General features: G+C 72.4%; 18 protein-coding genes. 7 read left to right on the plus strand and 11 right to left on the minus strand.

The genetic code is table 11. The features are described from left to right. Nucleotides 1-112: 112 nt before the first annotated feature. Nucleotides 113-1,168 carry an aminotransferase class V-fold PLP-dependent enzyme gene (locus ACWGR4_RS05640; RefSeq protein WP_452132649.1) on the plus strand — a complete coding sequence of 352 codons (1,056 nt, stop codon included), beginning with the start codon at nucleotides 113-115 and terminating at the stop codon, nucleotides 1,166-1,168. A gap of 55 nt (nucleotides 1,169-1,223) precedes the next feature. On the opposite strand, the gene ACWGR4_RS05645 is transcribed toward ACWGR4_RS05640, so the two are convergent. Beyond that, on the minus strand, nucleotides 1,224-2,156 hold the full coding sequence (locus ACWGR4_RS05645) for a TIGR03620 family F420-dependent LLM class oxidoreductase (protein ID WP_452132648.1): 933 nt from the start codon (nucleotides 2,154-2,156) through the stop codon (nucleotides 1,224-1,226). Between the two features lie 328 nt (nucleotides 2,157-2,484). On the opposite strand from ACWGR4_RS05645, the gene ACWGR4_RS05650 reads away from it, so the two are divergent. Continuing rightward, a complete protein-coding gene (locus ACWGR4_RS05650) occupies nucleotides 2,485-3,363 on the plus strand; it encodes an AIM24 family protein (protein WP_380000860.1) in 879 nt (292 codons plus the stop codon). A 33-nt stretch (nucleotides 3,364-3,396) separates the two neighbouring features. Here ACWGR4_RS05650 and ACWGR4_RS05655 read toward each other — a convergent pair whose 3' ends face one another. The 4 genes from ACWGR4_RS05655 to ACWGR4_RS05670 form a co-directional block, all read right to left on the minus strand. Beyond that, nucleotides 3,397-4,260, minus strand: coding sequence for a thioesterase family protein (locus ACWGR4_RS05655; protein WP_452132647.1), 864 nt, complete (start codon nucleotides 4,258-4,260; stop codon nucleotides 3,397-3,399). 81 nt (nucleotides 4,261-4,341) lie between these two features. Then, nucleotides 4,342-4,773 (minus strand): proteasome activator, encoded by a 432-nt coding sequence (locus tag ACWGR4_RS05660; RefSeq protein ID WP_452132646.1) that lies wholly within the window; start codon nucleotides 4,771-4,773, stop codon nucleotides 4,342-4,344. 43 nt (nucleotides 4,774-4,816) lie between these two features. Further along, the gene (locus ACWGR4_RS05665; RefSeq protein WP_452132645.1) at nucleotides 4,817-5,164 is read right to left on the minus strand and encodes a hypothetical protein; all 348 of its coding nucleotides are present in this window, start codon (nucleotides 5,162-5,164) and stop codon (nucleotides 4,817-4,819) included. Nucleotides 5,165-5,423: 259 nt separating this feature from the next. Then, entirely contained in the window at nucleotides 5,424-6,092 is a 669-nt protein-coding gene (locus tag ACWGR4_RS05670; protein WP_452132644.1) for a class I SAM-dependent methyltransferase, read from the minus strand. Between the two features lie 156 nt (nucleotides 6,093-6,248). Between ACWGR4_RS05670 and ACWGR4_RS05675 the strand changes: the two genes are divergently transcribed. Further along, nucleotides 6,249-6,857 carry a PadR family transcriptional regulator gene (locus ACWGR4_RS05675; protein WP_452132643.1) on the plus strand — a complete coding sequence of 203 codons (609 nt, stop codon included), beginning with the start codon at nucleotides 6,249-6,251 and terminating at the stop codon, nucleotides 6,855-6,857. A gap of 176 nt (nucleotides 6,858-7,033) precedes the next feature. Here ACWGR4_RS05675 and ACWGR4_RS05680 read toward each other — a convergent pair whose 3' ends face one another. The 3 genes from ACWGR4_RS05680 to ACWGR4_RS05690 all read right to left on the minus strand — a co-directional run bounded on the left by ACWGR4_RS05680 (nucleotide 7,034) and on the right by ACWGR4_RS05690 (nucleotide 10,294). Further along, nucleotides 7,034-8,383, minus strand: a complete 1,350-nt coding sequence (locus ACWGR4_RS05680; RefSeq protein WP_452134040.1) for an SDR family NAD(P)-dependent oxidoreductase — start codon at nucleotides 8,381-8,383, stop codon at nucleotides 7,034-7,036. A gap of 281 nt (nucleotides 8,384-8,664) precedes the next feature. Next, entirely contained in the window at nucleotides 8,665-9,666 is a 1,002-nt protein-coding gene (locus ACWGR4_RS05685) for a ketopantoate reductase family protein (protein WP_380000874.1), read from the minus strand. Nucleotides 9,667-9,769: 103 nt separating this feature from the next. Further along, nucleotides 9,770-10,294, minus strand: coding sequence for a GNAT family N-acetyltransferase (locus ACWGR4_RS05690; protein ID WP_380000876.1), 525 nt, complete (start codon nucleotides 10,292-10,294; stop codon nucleotides 9,770-9,772). Nucleotides 10,295-10,635: 341 nt separating this feature from the next. On the opposite strand from ACWGR4_RS05690, the gene ACWGR4_RS05695 reads away from it, so the two are divergent. Further along, entirely contained in the window at nucleotides 10,636-11,850 is a 1,215-nt protein-coding gene (locus ACWGR4_RS05695; protein ID WP_380000878.1) for a pyridoxal phosphate-dependent aminotransferase, read from the plus strand. 112 nt (nucleotides 11,851-11,962) lie between these two features. On the opposite strand, the gene ACWGR4_RS05700 is transcribed toward ACWGR4_RS05695, so the two are convergent. Both ACWGR4_RS05700 and ACWGR4_RS05705 read right to left on the minus strand, forming a co-directional pair. Then, nucleotides 11,963-12,880 carry an LLM class F420-dependent oxidoreductase gene (locus tag ACWGR4_RS05700; protein ID WP_452134016.1) on the minus strand — a complete coding sequence of 306 codons (918 nt, stop codon included), beginning with the start codon at nucleotides 12,878-12,880 and terminating at the stop codon, nucleotides 11,963-11,965. A 97-nt stretch (nucleotides 12,881-12,977) separates the two neighbouring features. Further along, nucleotides 12,978-13,817, minus strand: a complete 840-nt coding sequence (locus tag ACWGR4_RS05705) for a glutamate ABC transporter substrate-binding protein (RefSeq protein ID WP_452134015.1) — start codon at nucleotides 13,815-13,817, stop codon at nucleotides 12,978-12,980. A gap of 303 nt (nucleotides 13,818-14,120) precedes the next feature. Between ACWGR4_RS05705 and gdhA the strand changes: the two genes are divergently transcribed. Then, complete coding sequence (gene gdhA / locus ACWGR4_RS05710) at nucleotides 14,121-15,482, plus strand: NADP-specific glutamate dehydrogenase (RefSeq protein ID WP_380000883.1); 1,362 nt, start codon at nucleotides 14,121-14,123, stop codon at nucleotides 15,480-15,482. A 41-nt stretch (nucleotides 15,483-15,523) separates the two neighbouring features. Here the strand turns inward: gdhA and ACWGR4_RS05715 are convergent, their stop codons facing one another. Beyond that, nucleotides 15,524-16,015 carry a GNAT family N-acetyltransferase gene (locus ACWGR4_RS05715; RefSeq protein ID WP_452134014.1) on the minus strand — a complete coding sequence of 164 codons (492 nt, stop codon included), beginning with the start codon at nucleotides 16,013-16,015 and terminating at the stop codon, nucleotides 15,524-15,526. Between the two features lie 402 nt (nucleotides 16,016-16,417). On the opposite strand from ACWGR4_RS05715, the gene ACWGR4_RS05720 reads away from it, so the two are divergent. Continuing rightward, entirely contained in the window at nucleotides 16,418-16,801 is a 384-nt protein-coding gene (locus tag ACWGR4_RS05720) for an RNHCP domain-containing protein (protein ID WP_380000887.1), read from the plus strand. 2 nt (nucleotides 16,802-16,803) lie between these two features. Then, nucleotides 16,804-17,211 carry an RNHCP domain-containing protein gene (locus ACWGR4_RS05725; RefSeq protein WP_380042950.1) on the plus strand — a complete coding sequence of 136 codons (408 nt, stop codon included), beginning with the start codon at nucleotides 16,804-16,806 and terminating at the stop codon, nucleotides 17,209-17,211. The last annotated feature ends 112 nt before the right edge of the window (nucleotides 17,212-17,323 follow it).

Below are 17,323 nucleotides of genomic sequence, written 5' to 3' on the forward strand. Positions count from 1 at the left end.
GCCGGGTGGCCCGCCCACACGCCGTCGAGTCGCGCGGACCGCGCAAAAGTCAGGCCACTCGGCTCTCATTGGCCCTGTCCCGGCGATCCGCTCGCCGCCTAGCCTCGAACGTATGGACTCGAACCCGGACCAGAATCCGATCCGCGGGCACGCACGGTGGAGTGCGGAGCCCGGTTGGCTCAACACCGCGAGTCACGGTCTACCGCCGGACGTCGCATACGAGGCGATGACCCTGGCCCAGGAGTCGTGGCGCCTGGGTCGCACCGACATGGACGAGTTCCACGCGGCCGGCGAGCGGGCCCGGGCGACCTTCGGGCGCCTCGTGGGCGCGCCGGCCGAGACGATCATGGCGAGCGGCACCACCTCGGCCCTGCTCGCCCCGTTCGCCGCCGGCCTGCCCGTCGGCGGGCGACTGGTGGTGCCCGAGGTGGAGTTCACCTCCAACCTCTTCCCGTGGCTGGTCCAGGAGGCGCGGGGCGTCGAGGTGGTCACCGTGCCGGTGTCCAAGCTGGTCGAGTCGATCGACGAGCGCACCACGGCGGTCGCGTTCAGCCTGGTCCAGTCCGCCGACGGAACGATCGCCCCCGAGGCGGACATCGTCACGGCGGCCCGCGCGTACGGCGCGCGCGTCTACGTGGACGGCACGCAGGCGTGCGGCTGGCTGCCTGTGGACGTGACCCGCTACGACCTGTTCGTGGTCAGCGCGTACAAGTGGCTGATGACCCCGCGCGGCGCGGCGTACGGCTACGTGGACCCGGACCTGACCGAGCGCACCCTCGCGCACGCCGCCAACTGGTACGCGGGCTCGCCCGACGGGGATCCCTACTACGGCCCGCCGCTGCGCCTGGCCGCCGGCGCCCGCCGCTTCGACACCTCGCCGGCCTGGTTCTGCCAGGTGGGCGCCGCGCCCGCGCTCGAGGTGGTCGAGCGGATCGGCGTCGAGCACATCCGGGCCCACAACGTCGCCCTGGCCAACCGGTTCCTGACCGGCCTGGGCCTGCCCGCCGGGGACAGTGCGATCGTCGCCATCGAGCAGTCCGACGCCCAGGCCCGGCTGACCGCCGCCGGCATCCGCTTCTCCGCCCGCGCGGGCCGTACCCGGTTGGCGTTCCACGTGTACAACACCGAGGCCGAGGTGGACGACGCGATTCGCGCGCTCACCGCGTGACCGACGGGTGGGCCGGGCACCGACCGCGGTCCCGGCCCGGCCCACCCGCCTGCCTTCAGATCAGCGCCGCCGCCAACCGCCGCCAGTCCGCGGTCGGGGCCTCCCCCAGGGTGTCGCCGAGTACCTGCAGGCACACGTGGTCGGCGCCGGCCGCGACGTGGGCCCGGACACCTTCCTCGACGGCGGATTCCGACCCGGACAGGATCAGGCGGTCGATCAGCCGCGCGCTGCCGCCGGCCTCGAAGTCGGCCTCGGTCAGGCCCAGGCGCAGCAGGTTGCGGCGGTAGTTCGGCAGGGCCAGATACATGCCCAGGTGGGTGCGGGCGCGGCGCAGCACGGTTTCCCGATCGTCGCAGAGCACCACCGCCTGTTCCACCGCGAGCAGGCGGTCCGGGCCCAGTGCCGCGCGCGCCTTCGCGGTGTGCTCGGGGGTGACCAGGTACGTGTGCGCGCCCTCGGCCCGCTCGCGCGCGAGGTCGAGCATGCGCGGTCCGAGCGCGGCCAGCACCCGCGCCGGACGCGGGGTGTCGGCGCCGGCCGCCAGATACAGGGCGGAGTCCATCGCGTCCAGGTACTCGCGCAGGTGTGCCAGCGGCTTCTCGTACCGGCGCCCGCCCGGCCGCAGGCCCTCGACCAAGCCGTCGTGGCTGATCCCGAGCCCGGTCAGGAACCGACCCGGGTACGCGTCGTCGACGGTCCGCGCCGCCGCGTTCGCCGCCATCGCGTCCCGCGCCCAGACGTTCGCGATCCCCGTCGCGGCGGCGATCCGGGGCGCGGCGCCGAGCACGAGCAGCGCCTGCGTGAACGCCTCGCGGCCCACCGCCTCGCCCCACCACAGCGTGCCGTAGCCGAGTTCGTCGAGTTCGGCCACCGTCTCGCGCAGTCGCGACACCGGCATGTGGTCGAGCGCGGCGGTCCACAGGCCGATCCGCCCCAGCTCCGGAACGGGTCGATGCGCGGCCGGTACACCGGGTGGTGGCGTGGTCATGGGAACCTCCGAGAGGTCGTGGAACGAAAGGCGGCACCAACACGACGCGGCCCTGCGTCGCGAGGCCCCGACGCGACGCCGCGACACGACGCGACGCCGCGCCACCGCACTGTACCGGCGCACTGTAACGCTGTAACAGAGACCCTTTCCCACACCCCGTCACCCGACATGGACAGCCCTTGGTTTCCGCCGGAACCGTCGACGGGGAATCATGAGTCCTGTGCTGTGACCGGGCGTTCACCGGTTCGGTCGCCCGCCCGCGCCGTCGACCCACCACGCCCGCCACATCCACCACGCCAACGCCGTTGCCGGATCCGTCGGAGACCTCGTGCAGAGTCCGCTGTTCAACCACACGGTGAGCCAGTCCGCAGAGCGCTACAGCCTGCAGAGTGCGCACATGCTCCGGGTCCTGCTGGCCCCGGAGGTCGGCACGGAGGTGCTGGCCCGCAAGGGCGCGATGGTGGCCTACCAGGGCAACGTGCAGTTCGAGGGCGCCTTCCAGACCGCCGCCGAACTGCGCACCGGCGCGCTCACCGGCGACATGCTCGACCTGATGCGCTGCCACGGGCACGGCACGGTCTACCTCGCCAACCAGGCGCAGAGCATCCACATCCTGAACCTGAACAACGAGGCGCTGATCGTCGAGGACGAGAACGTGCTGGCCCTGGACGGCACGCTCAACTGGAGCGTGATCCAGATCGACGCCGCCTACAACGTCGGCGGCATGGGCGCGTATTCGATGCAGATCGGCGGCACCGGCAAAATCGTGATCACCACCTCCGGCGCACCGCTCGTGCTGCGCGCCTCGCACGATCGTGAGGTGTTCGCGGACGCCGACGCGGTGATCGCGTGGACCGCCGGCCTGCAGACCAGCCTCCAGGCGCAGACCACGTCCCAGCGCATCTGGCGGCGCCGTCGGCAGACCGGCGAGGGCTGGACGATGGCCTTCATGGGCGAGGGCTACGTGGTGGTGCAGCCCAGCGAGATCCTGCCCGCGAACCTGACCGCGACGGACGGCAACCGCTACTTCGGCATGGGGCGGGACGGCTTCCAGAACAACAACTGGGCCGGCCCCGGCGGCCCGCACGGCACCGCGCCCCCGCCGCCGCAACAACCGGGCCCGTACGGCCCCCCGCCCGGCCAGTACGGTCCGCCCGGCCCGCAGGGACCCTACGGCCCACCGGGACCGTACGGACCGCCGCGCTGACCGAGGCGGAGTATCCCCCGCGCCGGACCGGGCCTACACCTCCCGCTGCCGCGGCGCCCGGGCCAACTGCCGGGACTGGGCGACCAGTCGCCCCGCCGCGTCCCACACCTCGCCGTCCTCCTCCAGGAAGCCGCCGGCCAGGTTGCGCGTGCGCAACGACACCCGCAACCACCCCGGCACCGGCCTGGCCCGCACATGCACGGTCAACTCCACCGTGGGCACCCAACCCCGCAGGCCCAGGTCGAACGCGGTCGGCGCGAGCGAGTCGACCGCGAGCAGCAGCGCGAGCGGATCCGGGTCGCGCCCGTCGGCCAGGCGCCACCAGGCCCGGATCTCGCCGCGCCCGGACGGCTCGCCGGCCGCCCAGCGCACCGTCGCGGGATCGAGCAACTGCTCGCTGCGGTGCATGAAGGCGTTGCGTCGGAACGCGGCCGGGAGGGCGCCGCCCGCCGCGCACTCGGCCAACGAGGGGAACTCCGGCGGCCGGGCGCTGGTGCGCACCTCGGGATCCAGCGCGGCGAGATCGCCGTAGGTGCCGGTCACGTGTACCCGGGTCTCGCCGTCCTGGACGATCCGCGCGGTGCCGGTGGCCAGCGTGCGTCCCGCGCGCAGCACCTCGGTGTGCACCTGTGCCGGTCCGGGGCGCGAGGCCGTCAGGTAGTGGGCGGTGATCGTGAACGGATCCGGTTGCGGCAGGCTCGTGCCGAGCGCGCGGGCGGCGAGGGCGAGCAGGTAGCCGCCGTTGACGCCCATGCCGAACGCCCAGTCCGCGGAGAGCATGGTGTCGAGGACGCCCGGGGCGTCCGGGCGGGCCACACACGTGGTGTCCCGGTCGAGTTCGTAGCGCGTCCCGTAGTCCGGGGTCGGCGCGGTCTCGGCGGCTGCCTGCTCGGTCATGGTGGCCACTCCACGGTGCTCGGCTGACGTATCGTCAGCGCTTGGCTGACCCACCATCAGCTTGACACAGTCAGGCAACCGTCACAGATACGAGCCGCCGTCACCGTCGTCCGAGACCGGCCGCAGCGGGCCGATCTCGCCGCCTCCGGGCCCCATCGTCAGGGTCAGCCGGATGCCGCCCCACAACCCTTCCAGCCAGCCGACCAACTGCGCGTGCACGATCCGCAGTTCGGCCATGCTCGGGGCGTCCGGGCCGGCGAACGGCGCGGCGAGGCGTTCCAGTTCGGCGTACAGGTCGGGCGCGAGCGAACGGCGCAGCTCGGGCAACGAACGTTCGTAGACCGCCCGGACCCGGCCGCGCCCCGGTTCGTCCAGCGGCGCGTCGCGCAGCTCCTCCATGAGTCGGCGAACCATCTCGGCGATGCGCATCACCCGATCGGGTGCGGGCACCAGTTCGCCCAGCGGACGTCGGTCCTCGTCATCGGGCGCGGCGGCGGGCGTCGGGTCGACCATGCGCCGCCCCTACCCCGAGCGGGTCGGGGGAAACGGCTCGACCTCAGCCCCGCAACCGAGACGTGGGCGGATTCGGCGGTGCCACCGGCCCGGGCACACATCCCCGCACCGGCTCGCCGGACTCGCCCGGCTCCGGGTCCGGGTGCGCCCGCGCCGCCTCGTCCTCGACGGAAGCCTCCGCCGGCCGACCATCCGCAGCCGGCCCCGCGACCGAACCCGGATCCGGCCCCGCCCGCTCCACCGCGGGCGGCGACGGCGAGGGTGACCCGAACTCCCGGGCGTCCGCCGCCCGTTCCGCCCGCGCGCGGGCCTTGGCCGCGCGCAGCACCAGGATCACGCACGCGAGGAACGCGAGGTATGCGGCCGACCCCACCGCCAACCAGGTCCACACAGCCCTCTCCCCACGTCAGCCGCTCACCAAGAGCAATCAACCGAAATCTACCCGTAAGCGAGGCTCGCCCAACGCGTCTTGTGCGCCCGGCTCGTGCGGATTCCGTGGAGAACCTGCGAAGGCTCGCCGCGCGGATCGATCACGACGAACCCATGCCTTCGAAGGACGCCCGACACCCGGGCGAAGTTCCCCTCGCGCACAGCGGACTCGATTCCCCACCGCCGCAGCGTCCTGCCCCGAATCCCCCGCCCCGATCACCCTATGACAGCGAGGACGGTTCGGGTTTGTGGGCCAAAAGGGTGGCGATCGTCCTGGTCGTTCCTTCGTCCGGTTCCTGCAGCAGTCGCGAGGTGACGACGAGGCCGGCCTGCTCCAGGAGCGCGACGATGCGATCCGGCGGTTGCAGGTGGGACTCGTACGACACCGGATGGCCGCCATATGCCCGCGTCGGTCGCAGACGCACACCGTCTCCCACGTGGCCGGCCACCATCACGGAGCCGCCGGGTGCGAGCGTGCGATGGAATTCGGCGAACACGACGGGCAACAGCTCCGGCGGCGTGTGGTGCACGGAGTAGTAGGCCAGGATGCCGCCGAGTTCGTCGTCCCGGATCGCGAGCGCGGTCATCGAGCCCACGGTGAAGCGCAGGCTCGGGTGGGCCCGCCGGGCCAGATCGATCATCTTCGGGGACAGGTCGATGCCGAATACGGGCACCCCCAGGTCCGCCAGATGCGCCGTGACCTTGCCTGGCCCGCAGCCCAGGTCCGCGACCGGCCCGCGGTCGGCCGTGCGCACGATCTCGGCGAACGCGGTGAGCATCGCGCGGGACAACGGATCCAGGTCGGCCGGGCTCTTGACCCGTTCGGCGTAGTCGGCGGCGACGGTGTCGTACGACTCCCGGACGGCGGCGAGGTAGGAGGGCTCGGTCACGCCGGCGACTCTACGAGAGCGGACGACCGGCCCGCGGTCCATGCTTGCGCAACGAGCAGTACCGATATATCGTTGAGCCATCGCGAACGATCGCGATACGTTCACAAGATCGCGGAGGACCATCGGATCATCCGCGTCGAATCAAGGAGAAAACTCATGCACCGCAACAAAGGACGCTCCCGTTGGGGCGACGAAGACCACAACCGCCCGGCCTTCGGATCGTGGGGCCCGCCGCCCCAGGGCCCGTGGGGGCGCGGGCACGGTCACGGTGGGCGTGGCGGACCGGAGGGGCGCGGGCGAGGCCGCGGGCGCGGCGGTCGTGCCCGCCGCGGCGACGTGCGGGCCTCGATCCTGGCCCTGCTCACCGAACGGCCGATGCACGGCTACGAAATGATCCAGGAGATCGGCGAACGCACCGGCGGCGTGTGGAAGCCCAGCCCCGGCTCGGTCTACCCGACCCTGCAGCTCCTCGAGGACGAGGGCGTGATCGAGGGCGTCGAGGGCAGCGGCCGCAAGCTGTTCACGCTGACCGACGCCGGCCGCGAGGAGGCCGCCGCCCTGCCCGAGGACTCCAAGCCGTGGGACGAGGCCAGCCAGGGCGTCGACTTCGAGGCCGTCCACGACATGCGCTCGGCCATGCACGGCATCGGCGACGCACTGCGCCAGTTGATGTCCAACGGCACCGAGGCCCAGCGGGCCAAGGCACTCGAAGTGATCACCGACACCCGCAAGCGGCTCTACCTGATCCTGGCCGAAGCCGACTGATGTCGGCCGCCCGAACCACCGGGCGCCGCCCCCCGCCCCCCGGCGCCCGGCCCCCGATCGCCGATCCCGGCGATCCCCCGCAGCGCGTCCCGGCGGTCACGACCGACCGCCGCGGCGCGCTGCGGGGGCTCGAAGACACGCGCCGGCTCGGTGAACGACCACCGGGGCGACCCGAATCACCAGGGCGCGACCCGATAATCCTTGAGGAAGCAGCCGAACGGCGCCTGCCCCCGCTCCCCGCGCACGATCGGGTCGTACACCCGGGCCGCGCCGTCCACGATGTCCAGGGGCGTGCGGAACCCGGCCGCGGCGACCCGCTCCTTGTCCGGGGCCGGCTTCTCGTCGGTGATCCACCCCGTGTCGACGCTCGTCATGTACACGCCCTGCGCGGCCAGTTCCTCGGCGCTGGTGCGGGTGAGCATGTTCAGTGCGGCCTTGGCCATGTTGGTGTGCGGGTGCCCGGGCGACTTGTACGCGCGCCCGAACTGGCCCTCCACCGCCGACACGTTGACGATGTAGCGCCGCTCGGCCGGGGCCGCGCGCAGTAGCGGCAACAGCCGGCCCACCAGCACGAACGGCGCGGTCACATTGACGAGCTGCACCTCGAGCAGTTCCACCGGATCCACCTCGTCCACCTGCTTGGACCAGGAGTTGGCCGGGGCGCGGTCCGGGATCAGCCCGGCCGGGTCCACCAAAACGGGATCCGACCCCGGCTCGTACCCGGGCACGAGCGCCCCCGGCGCCGCGCCGAGCTCGAACCGGGGGACGAACGCGCCCGCGCCCAACGCCGCCCGCTCGGCCGCGAGCAGCGGCCCGTACGCCGACGCGGGTCGACGGATCGTCTGCGCGGCGTTGTTGACCAGGATGTCCAAGGGGCGCCCCTCGGCCACCAGGCGATCGCACCACGCGACGAGCCCGCCCAGATCGCGCAGGTCGATCGCGTGCACCCGCAGCCGGTGCGCCCAGCGGTCGTGGTCGGGCGCGGCGGCGAATCGTCGGCGCGTGTCGTGCGGGAACCGGGAGGTGACGATCACCTCCGCGCCGTCGCGCAGCAGTTTGAGCACCAGTTCGTGGCCGACCTTCACCCGCCCGCCGGTGACCAGCGCCAGCCGGCCGCTCAGGTCGGTGCGCGCGTGTCGGCGCTCCCGGTTCTCCGCGGCGCACGACGGGCACAGCCGGTGGTAGAAGCCGTCGACGCGTCGATAGGGCTGCTTGCAGATGTAGCAGCGCAGGCCCATCTCGACCACGCCGACGCAGGTGGGCAGCCCGGTGTCGTCCAGGGCGACGTCCTCGACCCGGTCGGCGGCGCCGAGCGCGGTTCGCTCGGTCACCTCGGTCCGCTCCCGGGTACGCAGTTCGCGCTGCTCGGCGCGGCGACGATGGCGGCCCGAGCGGTTGAAGGAGGCCAGGGCCCGCTCGATCGCGCGCCGCTCCGGGGCGTCCGGCGCGAGGTCGGACAGCGCGCCGAGCACGGCGAGGCAATCCTCGAGGGACGGGGTGGTGGGCAGTGTGTCCGCGTCGGTCATGATGGGGTCCCCCCGAGGGCATTGCGGTGGCTCCGGCGACCGGCCCTATGGCTCGGAGCCGGCCGCCAGGGGGACGGCGGGCGAAGGTGTCGGCTGCTCTCCCATGGGCTCACTCCTTCGCGCACGCGTCGTGGGCACGGCGCCGCCCGAGACACCGGTCGGCACGTCGGCACACCGCCGACGGACCGTCAGGCTAGCGATCCCACGCGCCGGGGGTCACCGGTTTTTCCCCGGCGGACATGCCACGGGTCGGCCGCGCCCGACCCGCCCGGCCCGGTCGCTCAGTCCGCCTCTCGATGCCCCGGGCCCGGCCCCCGCCCGTCCACCACCGCTCGCAGCAGTTCCAGTTCGGACACCGAGCCGGGCTCGCCCCCCGACACCACCAGGTGATTGGCCGCCCGCTGGAGTTCGGCGTTGACCGGTGTCGGCACCCCGTGCAGTCGGCCGAGGCGCACGATCTCGCCGTTGAGGTAGTCGGTCTCGATGCCGCCGGTGCGGCGGTACAGGCTCTGCCAGGACGAGCCGCCGGGCCGCCGCTCGCCGCCCACCGGGCGCACTTGGACGAGCGGGCTGACCGGGGCGAACTCGGCGTGGATCTCGGCCGAGAAGAGCACCGTGCGGGCCTCGTCCATGGCCAGCCGGTCCAGATTCCCGCCGCGCGCGTTCGGGCCGCACAGCGCCTCGACCGCATTGCCGAGGTTGGTGACGAGTTTGCCGTACTTGTACGCGGTGATGTCCGCGTACACCTCGGAGCCGTATCCGGCGCCGGACAGGACACGTGACACCTGGGCCGCGAAGGCGTCCCGACCGTGCGGATACCGCCCGATGTCCAGCACCCCGGTCACCGGCGCGGAGTAGGCGTGCACCACGCCCGGTTCCAGATACGCGGTCGGGCAGGCGACCAGCACGCCGTACACGTTGGCGAACAGGCGCAGCGCGGTGTCCTCGTTGGCCACACCGTTTTGGGCGCACAGGATCGGCAGCTCCGGCTCGGCGTGTCGGGCCAGCTCGCGCAGCGTGCCGGCGGTGTCCTGGGACTTGACGCACAACACGACCGCGTCCACCTCGGACCAGATCGGCCGCGCCGCGAGGGCCGCGATCGTGGTCACCGCATCGAGGCGGACCACGTCCTCGCCGTCGGGCGTGCGGACCCGCAGGCCGTGGGCGCGAATCGTGTCGACGTGCGCCCGCCGACCGACCAGGTGCACGTCGTGCCCCGCCCGGGCGAGGCGGGCGCCGAGGACGCTGCCGATCGCTCCGGCCCCCAGAACCACAAATCGCATGGCCGATCCCTCCCCGACGCGAGGACCCATCCAAACACGTCGAGGCCGCGCCGTGGGGCCGCCGAGGCCGCCGGTTTTCCGGTCTCCCGAAGCCGGCCTCGGCTCAGGTCGACGCCCAGGCCGGCACGTACCCGCCGCCGCGCTGCCCGGCCCCGCTCCCGCCGGCCTGTACCGCCGCCGCGCGCCGGGCCGCCGGCACGTGCTGGATCGAGGTGTGCGCCTCGCCCTCCACCACCGTGCGCCCGCCGCGCGGCTCGAAGCCGCGCCGGGTGAACCAGTCGGCGCTGCGCGCGTACACGTCGGCGATCACCGGTCGCGGACCGGCCAGGACCAGGGCGTGCCGAACCAATACCGTCGCGTGCCCCTGGCGTCGATGGGACAGGAGCGTACAGACGCGGCCCATCCGCAACAGGCCGTCCCCCTCCTCGGTCAGTCGCAGCGTGGACACCACCACGCCGTCCGCTTCCGCCCACAGGTGCGCGGTCCCGGGCTCGATGTCGCGGCCGTCGGGATCGAGCCAGGGCTGCCGGCGTGCGACCACGAAGACCCGGCTGCGCAGCGTCAGCAGCCGGTACAGACTCGCGGCGTCGATTTCGCCCGCTGTTCCGTAGAAGTACGACACGTCCATGTGCGGCAGGGTGACACCACGAGGGCGCCACGGAGTGATTTGGATCTGCCACGCGGGCAACGCTCGGATGAACACTTGGCGGCCGATCGACGGCGTCACGAGGGGACACCGGACCGGTCGCGAAGGGGTGCCGGACCGATCACGAGGGGGTGCCGGACCGGTCACGAGCGGGCTCCGAGCCGCCCACGTGGCAGATATCCCACTGCGTTCCGCACCGCCGGCGTGGAAGACTCGCAGGATCGCCCGCTCGCCGTGTGTTCGAGGTCGCGCGGGCGACCGCCCTGCGAGGAGGAGATATCCAGGTGAGCGTCGAAGAGTTGTCGCAGCCACAGAATCGTCCGATGCCCGAGCTGCGCCAGTCGGGCAAGCTCGCGGACGTCTGTTACGACATCCGGGGCCCGGTTCTCGACGAGGCGAAACGCCTCGAGGACGAGGGGCACCGGATTCTCAAGCTGAACATCGGCAACCCCGCGCCGTTCGGTTTCGAGGCACCCGACGAGATCCTGCACGACATGATCCGCAGCCTCCCGGCCGCGCAGGGCTACTCGGACTCCAAGGGTGTGCTCTCCGCCCGCCGGGCCGTGGTCCAGCACTACCAGACGCGCGGCATCGAGGGTGTCGACGTCGACGACGTCTACCTGGGCAACGGCGTCTCCGAGCTGATCGTGATGGCACTCCAAGCGCTGTTGAACAACGGCGACGAGGTACTGGTGCCGATGCCGGACTACCCGCTGTGGACGGCGGCGGTGAGCCTGTCCGGCGGCACCCCGGTGCACTATCTGTGCGACGAGGGCGCCGACTGGTATCCCGACCTCGACGACATCGCGGCCAAGATCACCGACCGCACCCGGGCGATCGTGGTGATCAATCCGAACAACCCGACCGGCTCGGTCTACCCGAAGCCGATCCTCGAGGGCATCGTCGACCTGGCCCGCCGGCACGGACTCCTCCTCCTCGCCGACGAGATCTACGACAAGATCCTCTACGACGACGCGGTGCACGTCCCGATCGCCTCCCTCGCGCCCGATCTGCTGTGCCTGACCTTCAACGGCCTGTCCAAGGCGTACCGGGTGGCCGGCTTCCGATCCGGCTGGCTGATGTTGTCCGGCCCCAAGCGGCACGCGACCAGCTACATCGAGGGCCTGAACATCCTGGCCAACATGCGCCTGTGCGCGAACGTGCCCTCGCAGCACGCGATCGCCACCGCGCTCGGCGGCTACCAGAGCATCAACGACCTGATCCTGCCGGGCGGCCGGCTGCACGCCCAGCGCGACGCCGCGTACGAGGCGCTGACCTCGATCCCCGGTGTGACCTGCGTCAAGCCCAAGGGCGCGCTCTACGCGTTCCCCCGGATCGATCCGGACGTGTGCAAGATCGTCGACGACGAGAAGTTCGTCTTCGACCTGCTGCAGAGCCAGCGGATCCTGGTCGTGCAGGGCACCGGATTCAACTGGCACCAGCCGGACCACTTCCGCGTGGTGACCCTCCCCCAGGTCGACGACCTGACCGACGCGATCACCCGGATCGGCGAGTTCATCGGGTCCTACCGGCAGTGATCGGGCGCCGGGCGCCGGTCGGCGAGCGCGCGGGCCGGCGTCGTCGTCGCGACGCCGGCCCGCGTGTCGTGGGGCGCCCGGCCGCGCCCGGCGGGGGCGCTCTGCGCCCGCGCTAGCCGAGCAGCGGGCGCACCGTCAGCGCCTTCACCCTCGGCACCACCGACTCGCCGAGCGCCGCGGTCTGCTCCAGGTATTGCGCCCGCGTCGTGGCCGGCACGGTCAGCGTCACCCCGGTGACCCCGACCTCGGCCTGCTCGGTCAGGTCGGCCACGATCGCCTCGGGATCGAACCCGTCGCCGTCGAACATGCTCATCCCGCGCGGCATGAAGGTGACGTCGATCGGATCGGTGCGGCCGACCGAGGCGGCGTACTCCCGGGCGTAGTCGAGCCGGGCGGCCAGATCGGCCGGCGTCTCCAGGCCGGGGGTCTTCAGGTGCCGGGACGCACCGGCCGGGGCGGGCATCGGCAGCCAGCCGTCGCCCAGGTCCACCACCCGGCGGATCGCCCGCTTGCTGTTGCCGCCCACCCACACCGGGATGCGGTCCTGCGCGGGCCGCGGCCGCATCGTGTTCCCCCCGACGCTCTCCCCGGTCCAGGCCGCGCGCATCGCCCGCAGCGCGTCGTCCAACACGTCGTTGCGATTCGCGTAGTCGGCGCCGAGCGCGGCGAACTCCGGCTCCAGGTAGCCCGCGCCCACGCCCAGGATCAGCCGGCCCCCGGAGAGCGCGTCCAGCGAGGAAATCATCTTCGCGGACAGGTACGGATTGCGGTACGCCGGGACGAACAGGTTGGTATGCAGGCGCAGCCGGGTGGTGGCCGCCGCCGCGAAGGACAGCGTGACCATCGGGTCCAGCGTGTGGTGGCCGCCGTGGGCGAGCCAGCGGTCGCCGGGAAACGGGTGGTCGGTGGTGAAGACCGCGTCGAACCCGGCGGACTCGGCCGCGCGGGACATCTCCATCACGGCCTCGGCGCCGATCAGATCGGCGCCGGCCTCGACCAGGTGCGTGGGCAGTCCGAGGGAAAGGAACATGGGCGGCAACGTAGCAGCGACCTGACGCCTCGTCAGTAACCGCTGCCACAGCGGCCGTCCGCCCCGATCGCGGCACCACGATCGGCGCCTGCCCCGCTCAGTCGCGATAGGTGGTCGCCGGCGGCTTGGCCGCGCCCAGCGACGGAGCGAGCCAGGTGTCGTAGAGCCGCTGCCAGGTGCCGTCGGTCTTCATGCGTTCCATCACCGCGTTGAGAAAACGCACGAAATCCTCCTGGCCCCTGGGTATCGCGATGCCCTTGACCTCCTCGACGGTTTTCGGTCCCGTCACCTCCAGCTTCGGATCCTGCTCACGCAGACTCTCCAGGAGCGAGGCGTTGGTGTAGGCCGCGGCGACCCGGCCCTCCTGGAGTGCGACCAGGCAGTCGGTCCGGTCGGACACCGCGTAGACCTTGGCCTTGGACTCGGCCACCCGGCGCTCCGGCGTGGTGTTCGAGGACACGCACACGTACTTCCCGGCCAGGTCGTCCAGGCTCTGCACCTTCGAGTGCTTCGGCACCAGGAAACGCAGCGCGTCCTCGAGGTAGACCGCGGAGAAGTCCACCTGTTGCCGGCGCTCGCAGGTGATGGTCATCGCGTCCACCACCATGTCCACTTCGTTCTTGAGCAATACGTCGATCCGTCGACCCGGCGGGATGGTCTTGAACTGGACGCGGTCCACGTCGCCGAAGATCGCCTCGGCCACCTTCCGGGCCAGGTCGATGTCGAAGCCCTCCAGCTTTCCGGTGTCCTCGTTGGGCGCGGCGAACATCCGGGTGTTCTGGTCGACGCCGACCACCAGCCGACCCCGGTCCTGGATCGCGCGCATCGTCGAGCCGGTCGGCATCGCGCCCGCCCGGGGCGGGCCGGCGGGGGTCAGGCTCCGACTCGGGTCGCACGGCGGCGCCGGAACCGGGGACGCGAGCTTGGGATCCGGCACCCCCACCTCGATCGGTGCATATCGGGCAGGAGGCGCGGACGACGCGCCGGAGTCGCCCCCGCCGCCGGATCCGCATCCGGACGCGAGGAGCACCGTCGCCAGGGCCGCCACGGGAAGTGACGCTGCATCAAGTCTTTTGGGCCACACGGAATGCAGCATCCCAGGTCGCGGTTCGCGATCACTGAGGGCGTTCCCTCTGACCGGCGCCGCGGTCCGGCGCGGATCGGAACGGGCCGCGCGGCGGATAGCGTAACCGCACCCGATCGCGCGCGACGGGCCCGTTCGACGAAAGGACAACCACCCATGAGCCACCAGGCATTCGCCGAGCTGACCGGACCGGCCGCGGCGACCTTCGACGAAGTGCTGCGCCGCAACCCCGGCGAGCCCGAGTTCCACCAGGCCGCGCACGAGGTGCTGGAGAGCCTCGGCGCGGTGCTGGCCCGGCGTCCCGAGCTGGCCGACGCTGCGCTCCTGGAGCGATTGGTGGAGCCGGAGCGGCAGCTGATGTTCCGGGTGCCGTGGACCGACGACTCCGGTCGGGTGCGGGTCAACCGGGGTTTCCGCGTCGAGTTCAACGGCGCGCTCGGCCCGTACAAGGGCGGGTTGCGCTTCCACCCGTCGGTGAACCTGAGCGTGGTGAAGTTCCTCGGCTTCGAGCAGATCTTCAAGAACGCGCTCACCGGCCTGGGCATCGGCGGCGGCAAGGGCGGCTCGGACTTCGATCCGAAGGGTCGTTCCGACGCCGAGGTGATGCGCTTTTGCCAGTCGTTCATGACCGAGCTGTACCGGCACCTGGGCGAGCACACCGACGTGCCGGCCGGCGACATCGGGGTCGGCGGCCGGGAGATCGGCTACCTGTTCGGCCAGTACCGGCGGATCACCAACCGCTACGAGGCCGGGGTGCTCACCGGCAAGGGGCTCGGCTGGGGCGGGTCGCAGGTGCGTACCGAGGCCACCGGCTACGGCTGCGTCTACTTCCTGGCCGAGATGTTGCGGGTGCGCGGCGACGACCTGATGGACCGGCGGGCGGTGGTCTCCGGTTCGGGCAACGTGTCCGTCTTCGCGATCGAGAAGGCCCGCGAACTCGGCGCGCGGGTGGTCGCCGCCTCCGACTCGGCGGGCTACATCGTCGACGACAAGGGCATCGACCTGGACCTGCTCAAGGAGATCAAGCTGACCCGGCGCGGGCGGATCGCGGAGTACGCCGACCGGGTGGCGCACGCGCGCTACGTCGACGGCGGCTCCGTCTGGGAGGTCCCGTGCGACGTCGCGCTGCCCTGCGCGACGCAGAACGAACTGGACGGGGCCGCCGCGGCGCACCTGGTCAAGCACGGTCTGATGGCGGTCGCGGAGGGTGCCAACATGCCGTGCACACCGGAGGCGGTGCACGTGTTCAAGGCGGCGGGCGTGCCGTTCGCGCCGGGCAAGGCGGCGAACGCCGGCGGGGTGGCCACCTCGGCGCTGGAGATGGCGCAGAACGCGGCCCGCACCTCGTGGAGCTTCGCCGACACCGACGCCCGGCTCGGCGCGATCATGCGCGACATCCACGCCACGTGCCTGGCCACCGCCGCCGAGCACGACCGCGAGGGCGACTACGTCCTGGGCGCCAACGTGGCCGGCTTCCTGCGGGTCGCCGAGGCGATGACCGCCTTCGGCGTGGTGTGACCCACCGGGCCCGCCGTCCACGTACGGGCGGCGGGCCCGACTTACTCGGGGCGCACGGACACGTCCCGCTCCACGGTGCGGCGGAACACCTGCCGGGAGCCGCCCTCGGGGCCCGGTGCGGCGGGTTCGGCGGGGGTGAAGCCCAGGGACGTGTAGAAGGCGCGGGAGCCGCCCTCGACCGCGCCCGGGTGGTCGGCCCCGAAGGTGACCAGTTCGACGGTGCCGGGACCGAATCGGCGCATCGCCTCGGCCATCAGCGCACGACCCACCCCCCGTCCCCGGGCGAGTTCCGACACCACCAGCCAGTGCACCCGGTACACCGGCGCCTCGGTGCCGAACAGCAGGCCGCCCAGGAGCCCGCCGGCGGGATCCCCGTCGTCGGGCACCACCAGCGCCCGATGGTCGCGCACGTGCTCGTCCAGGGCCGCGTGGAAGCCGGGTTCCGCGACCATCGGCCCGAACCAGTGCTCGACCTCGGCGGCCAGGGTCAGGAATCCGGGCCGATCGGCCTGCTGCGCGAGTCTGACGATCATCCGCCGAGTCTGCCAGGAACGATCGCCCGGCCGGCGACCCCGTCGCACGGCCCGCGGCCCGTCCGCACCCGCCGCACCGCCGCGCCCCCGTGTGGAAAATCGTTGGCCCCGGCTCCGCGCCCGCTGTTACCTTCGCCGCGTCCTGCCCGCGCCGACCCGCGCGGCCCCCTTCCACCGAAATCAGGTGTTGATGCCCGTGCCCGCGCCGAGCGCGCCTCGTACGACCGCGGTCGGATCCGACACCGGGAAACCTCCCGGGCCGCACTGATCCCCCGGTGGGCTCGCCGGTCCCACACGCAGCGCACCGCGCGGCGCGTGACGGACCGCGGCGACGACCCTTCCGAGACCGCTCGGCGCTTCCTTGCTGTCAGTGCTTCCACCTCCCGGCAAGGAGATTTCCGAGTGTCCACCGGCACCACCGATTCCGGCCGGAATCACCCCACGTCACCGCGCGTCGACACCTTCGGGTGCGTGCGCTGCGGCCTCACCGTGACCACCGTCGACCCCGCCGGCGACCGGCGCAACCACTGCCCGAGTTGCCTGCACTCGCGGCACGTGGTGGACCACGTCGAGGGCGGCCCGTCCGAGTGCGGTGCGCGCATGTCGCCGATCTCGATCGCGGTGCTGCGCAACGGCGACTGGATGCTCGTGCATCGGTGCATCCGCTGCGACGAGCTGACCTCCAGTGCCATCGCGCCGGACGACAACCAGCTGATCCTGATCCGGATGGCCGTGCGACCGCTGGCCCAACCACCGTTCCCGCTCGAAGTGTTCGGGGAGCTGTGAGCATGGGCCGACACAGGTCGAGCGGCCGGCGCCCCCAGCGGTACAAGGACGTCACGCACGGCCGGACCGGGCGCGGCGACGCGTTCCGGTGCGTGGCGTGCCGGCTCGACGTACCGCTGGCGGCGCCCGGCACGGCCCATCGCAATCACTGTCCGCACTGTCTGACCAGCCTGCACCTCGACCGCCGCGTCCCGGGCGACCGCGCGGCCGAGTGCCGGGGACGGATGACCGTGCTGAGCATGTCCGTTCGGGCGGACGGGGAGTGGCAGCTGATCCATCAGTGCCAGTCCTGCGGTGAGCTGGGCGCGAACCGGATCGCGGGCGACGACAATCCGCTCGCCCTCCTGCGGCTCGCGCTGCGCCCGCTGACCGACTCGACCCGACCGATCCGCGCGTTGCTCACGCTGTAGGGCGACGCCCGGAAAGGCGGTTGGGCGCCGGTGGGGCCGCGGCCCGGCGCGGCCGCGCCCCCGCGCCCCCCCCCCCCCCCCCCAAACCCCGGGGGCGCCCCCGACCCAATAA

This window comes from Embleya sp. NPDC055664 (assembly GCF_053618075.1).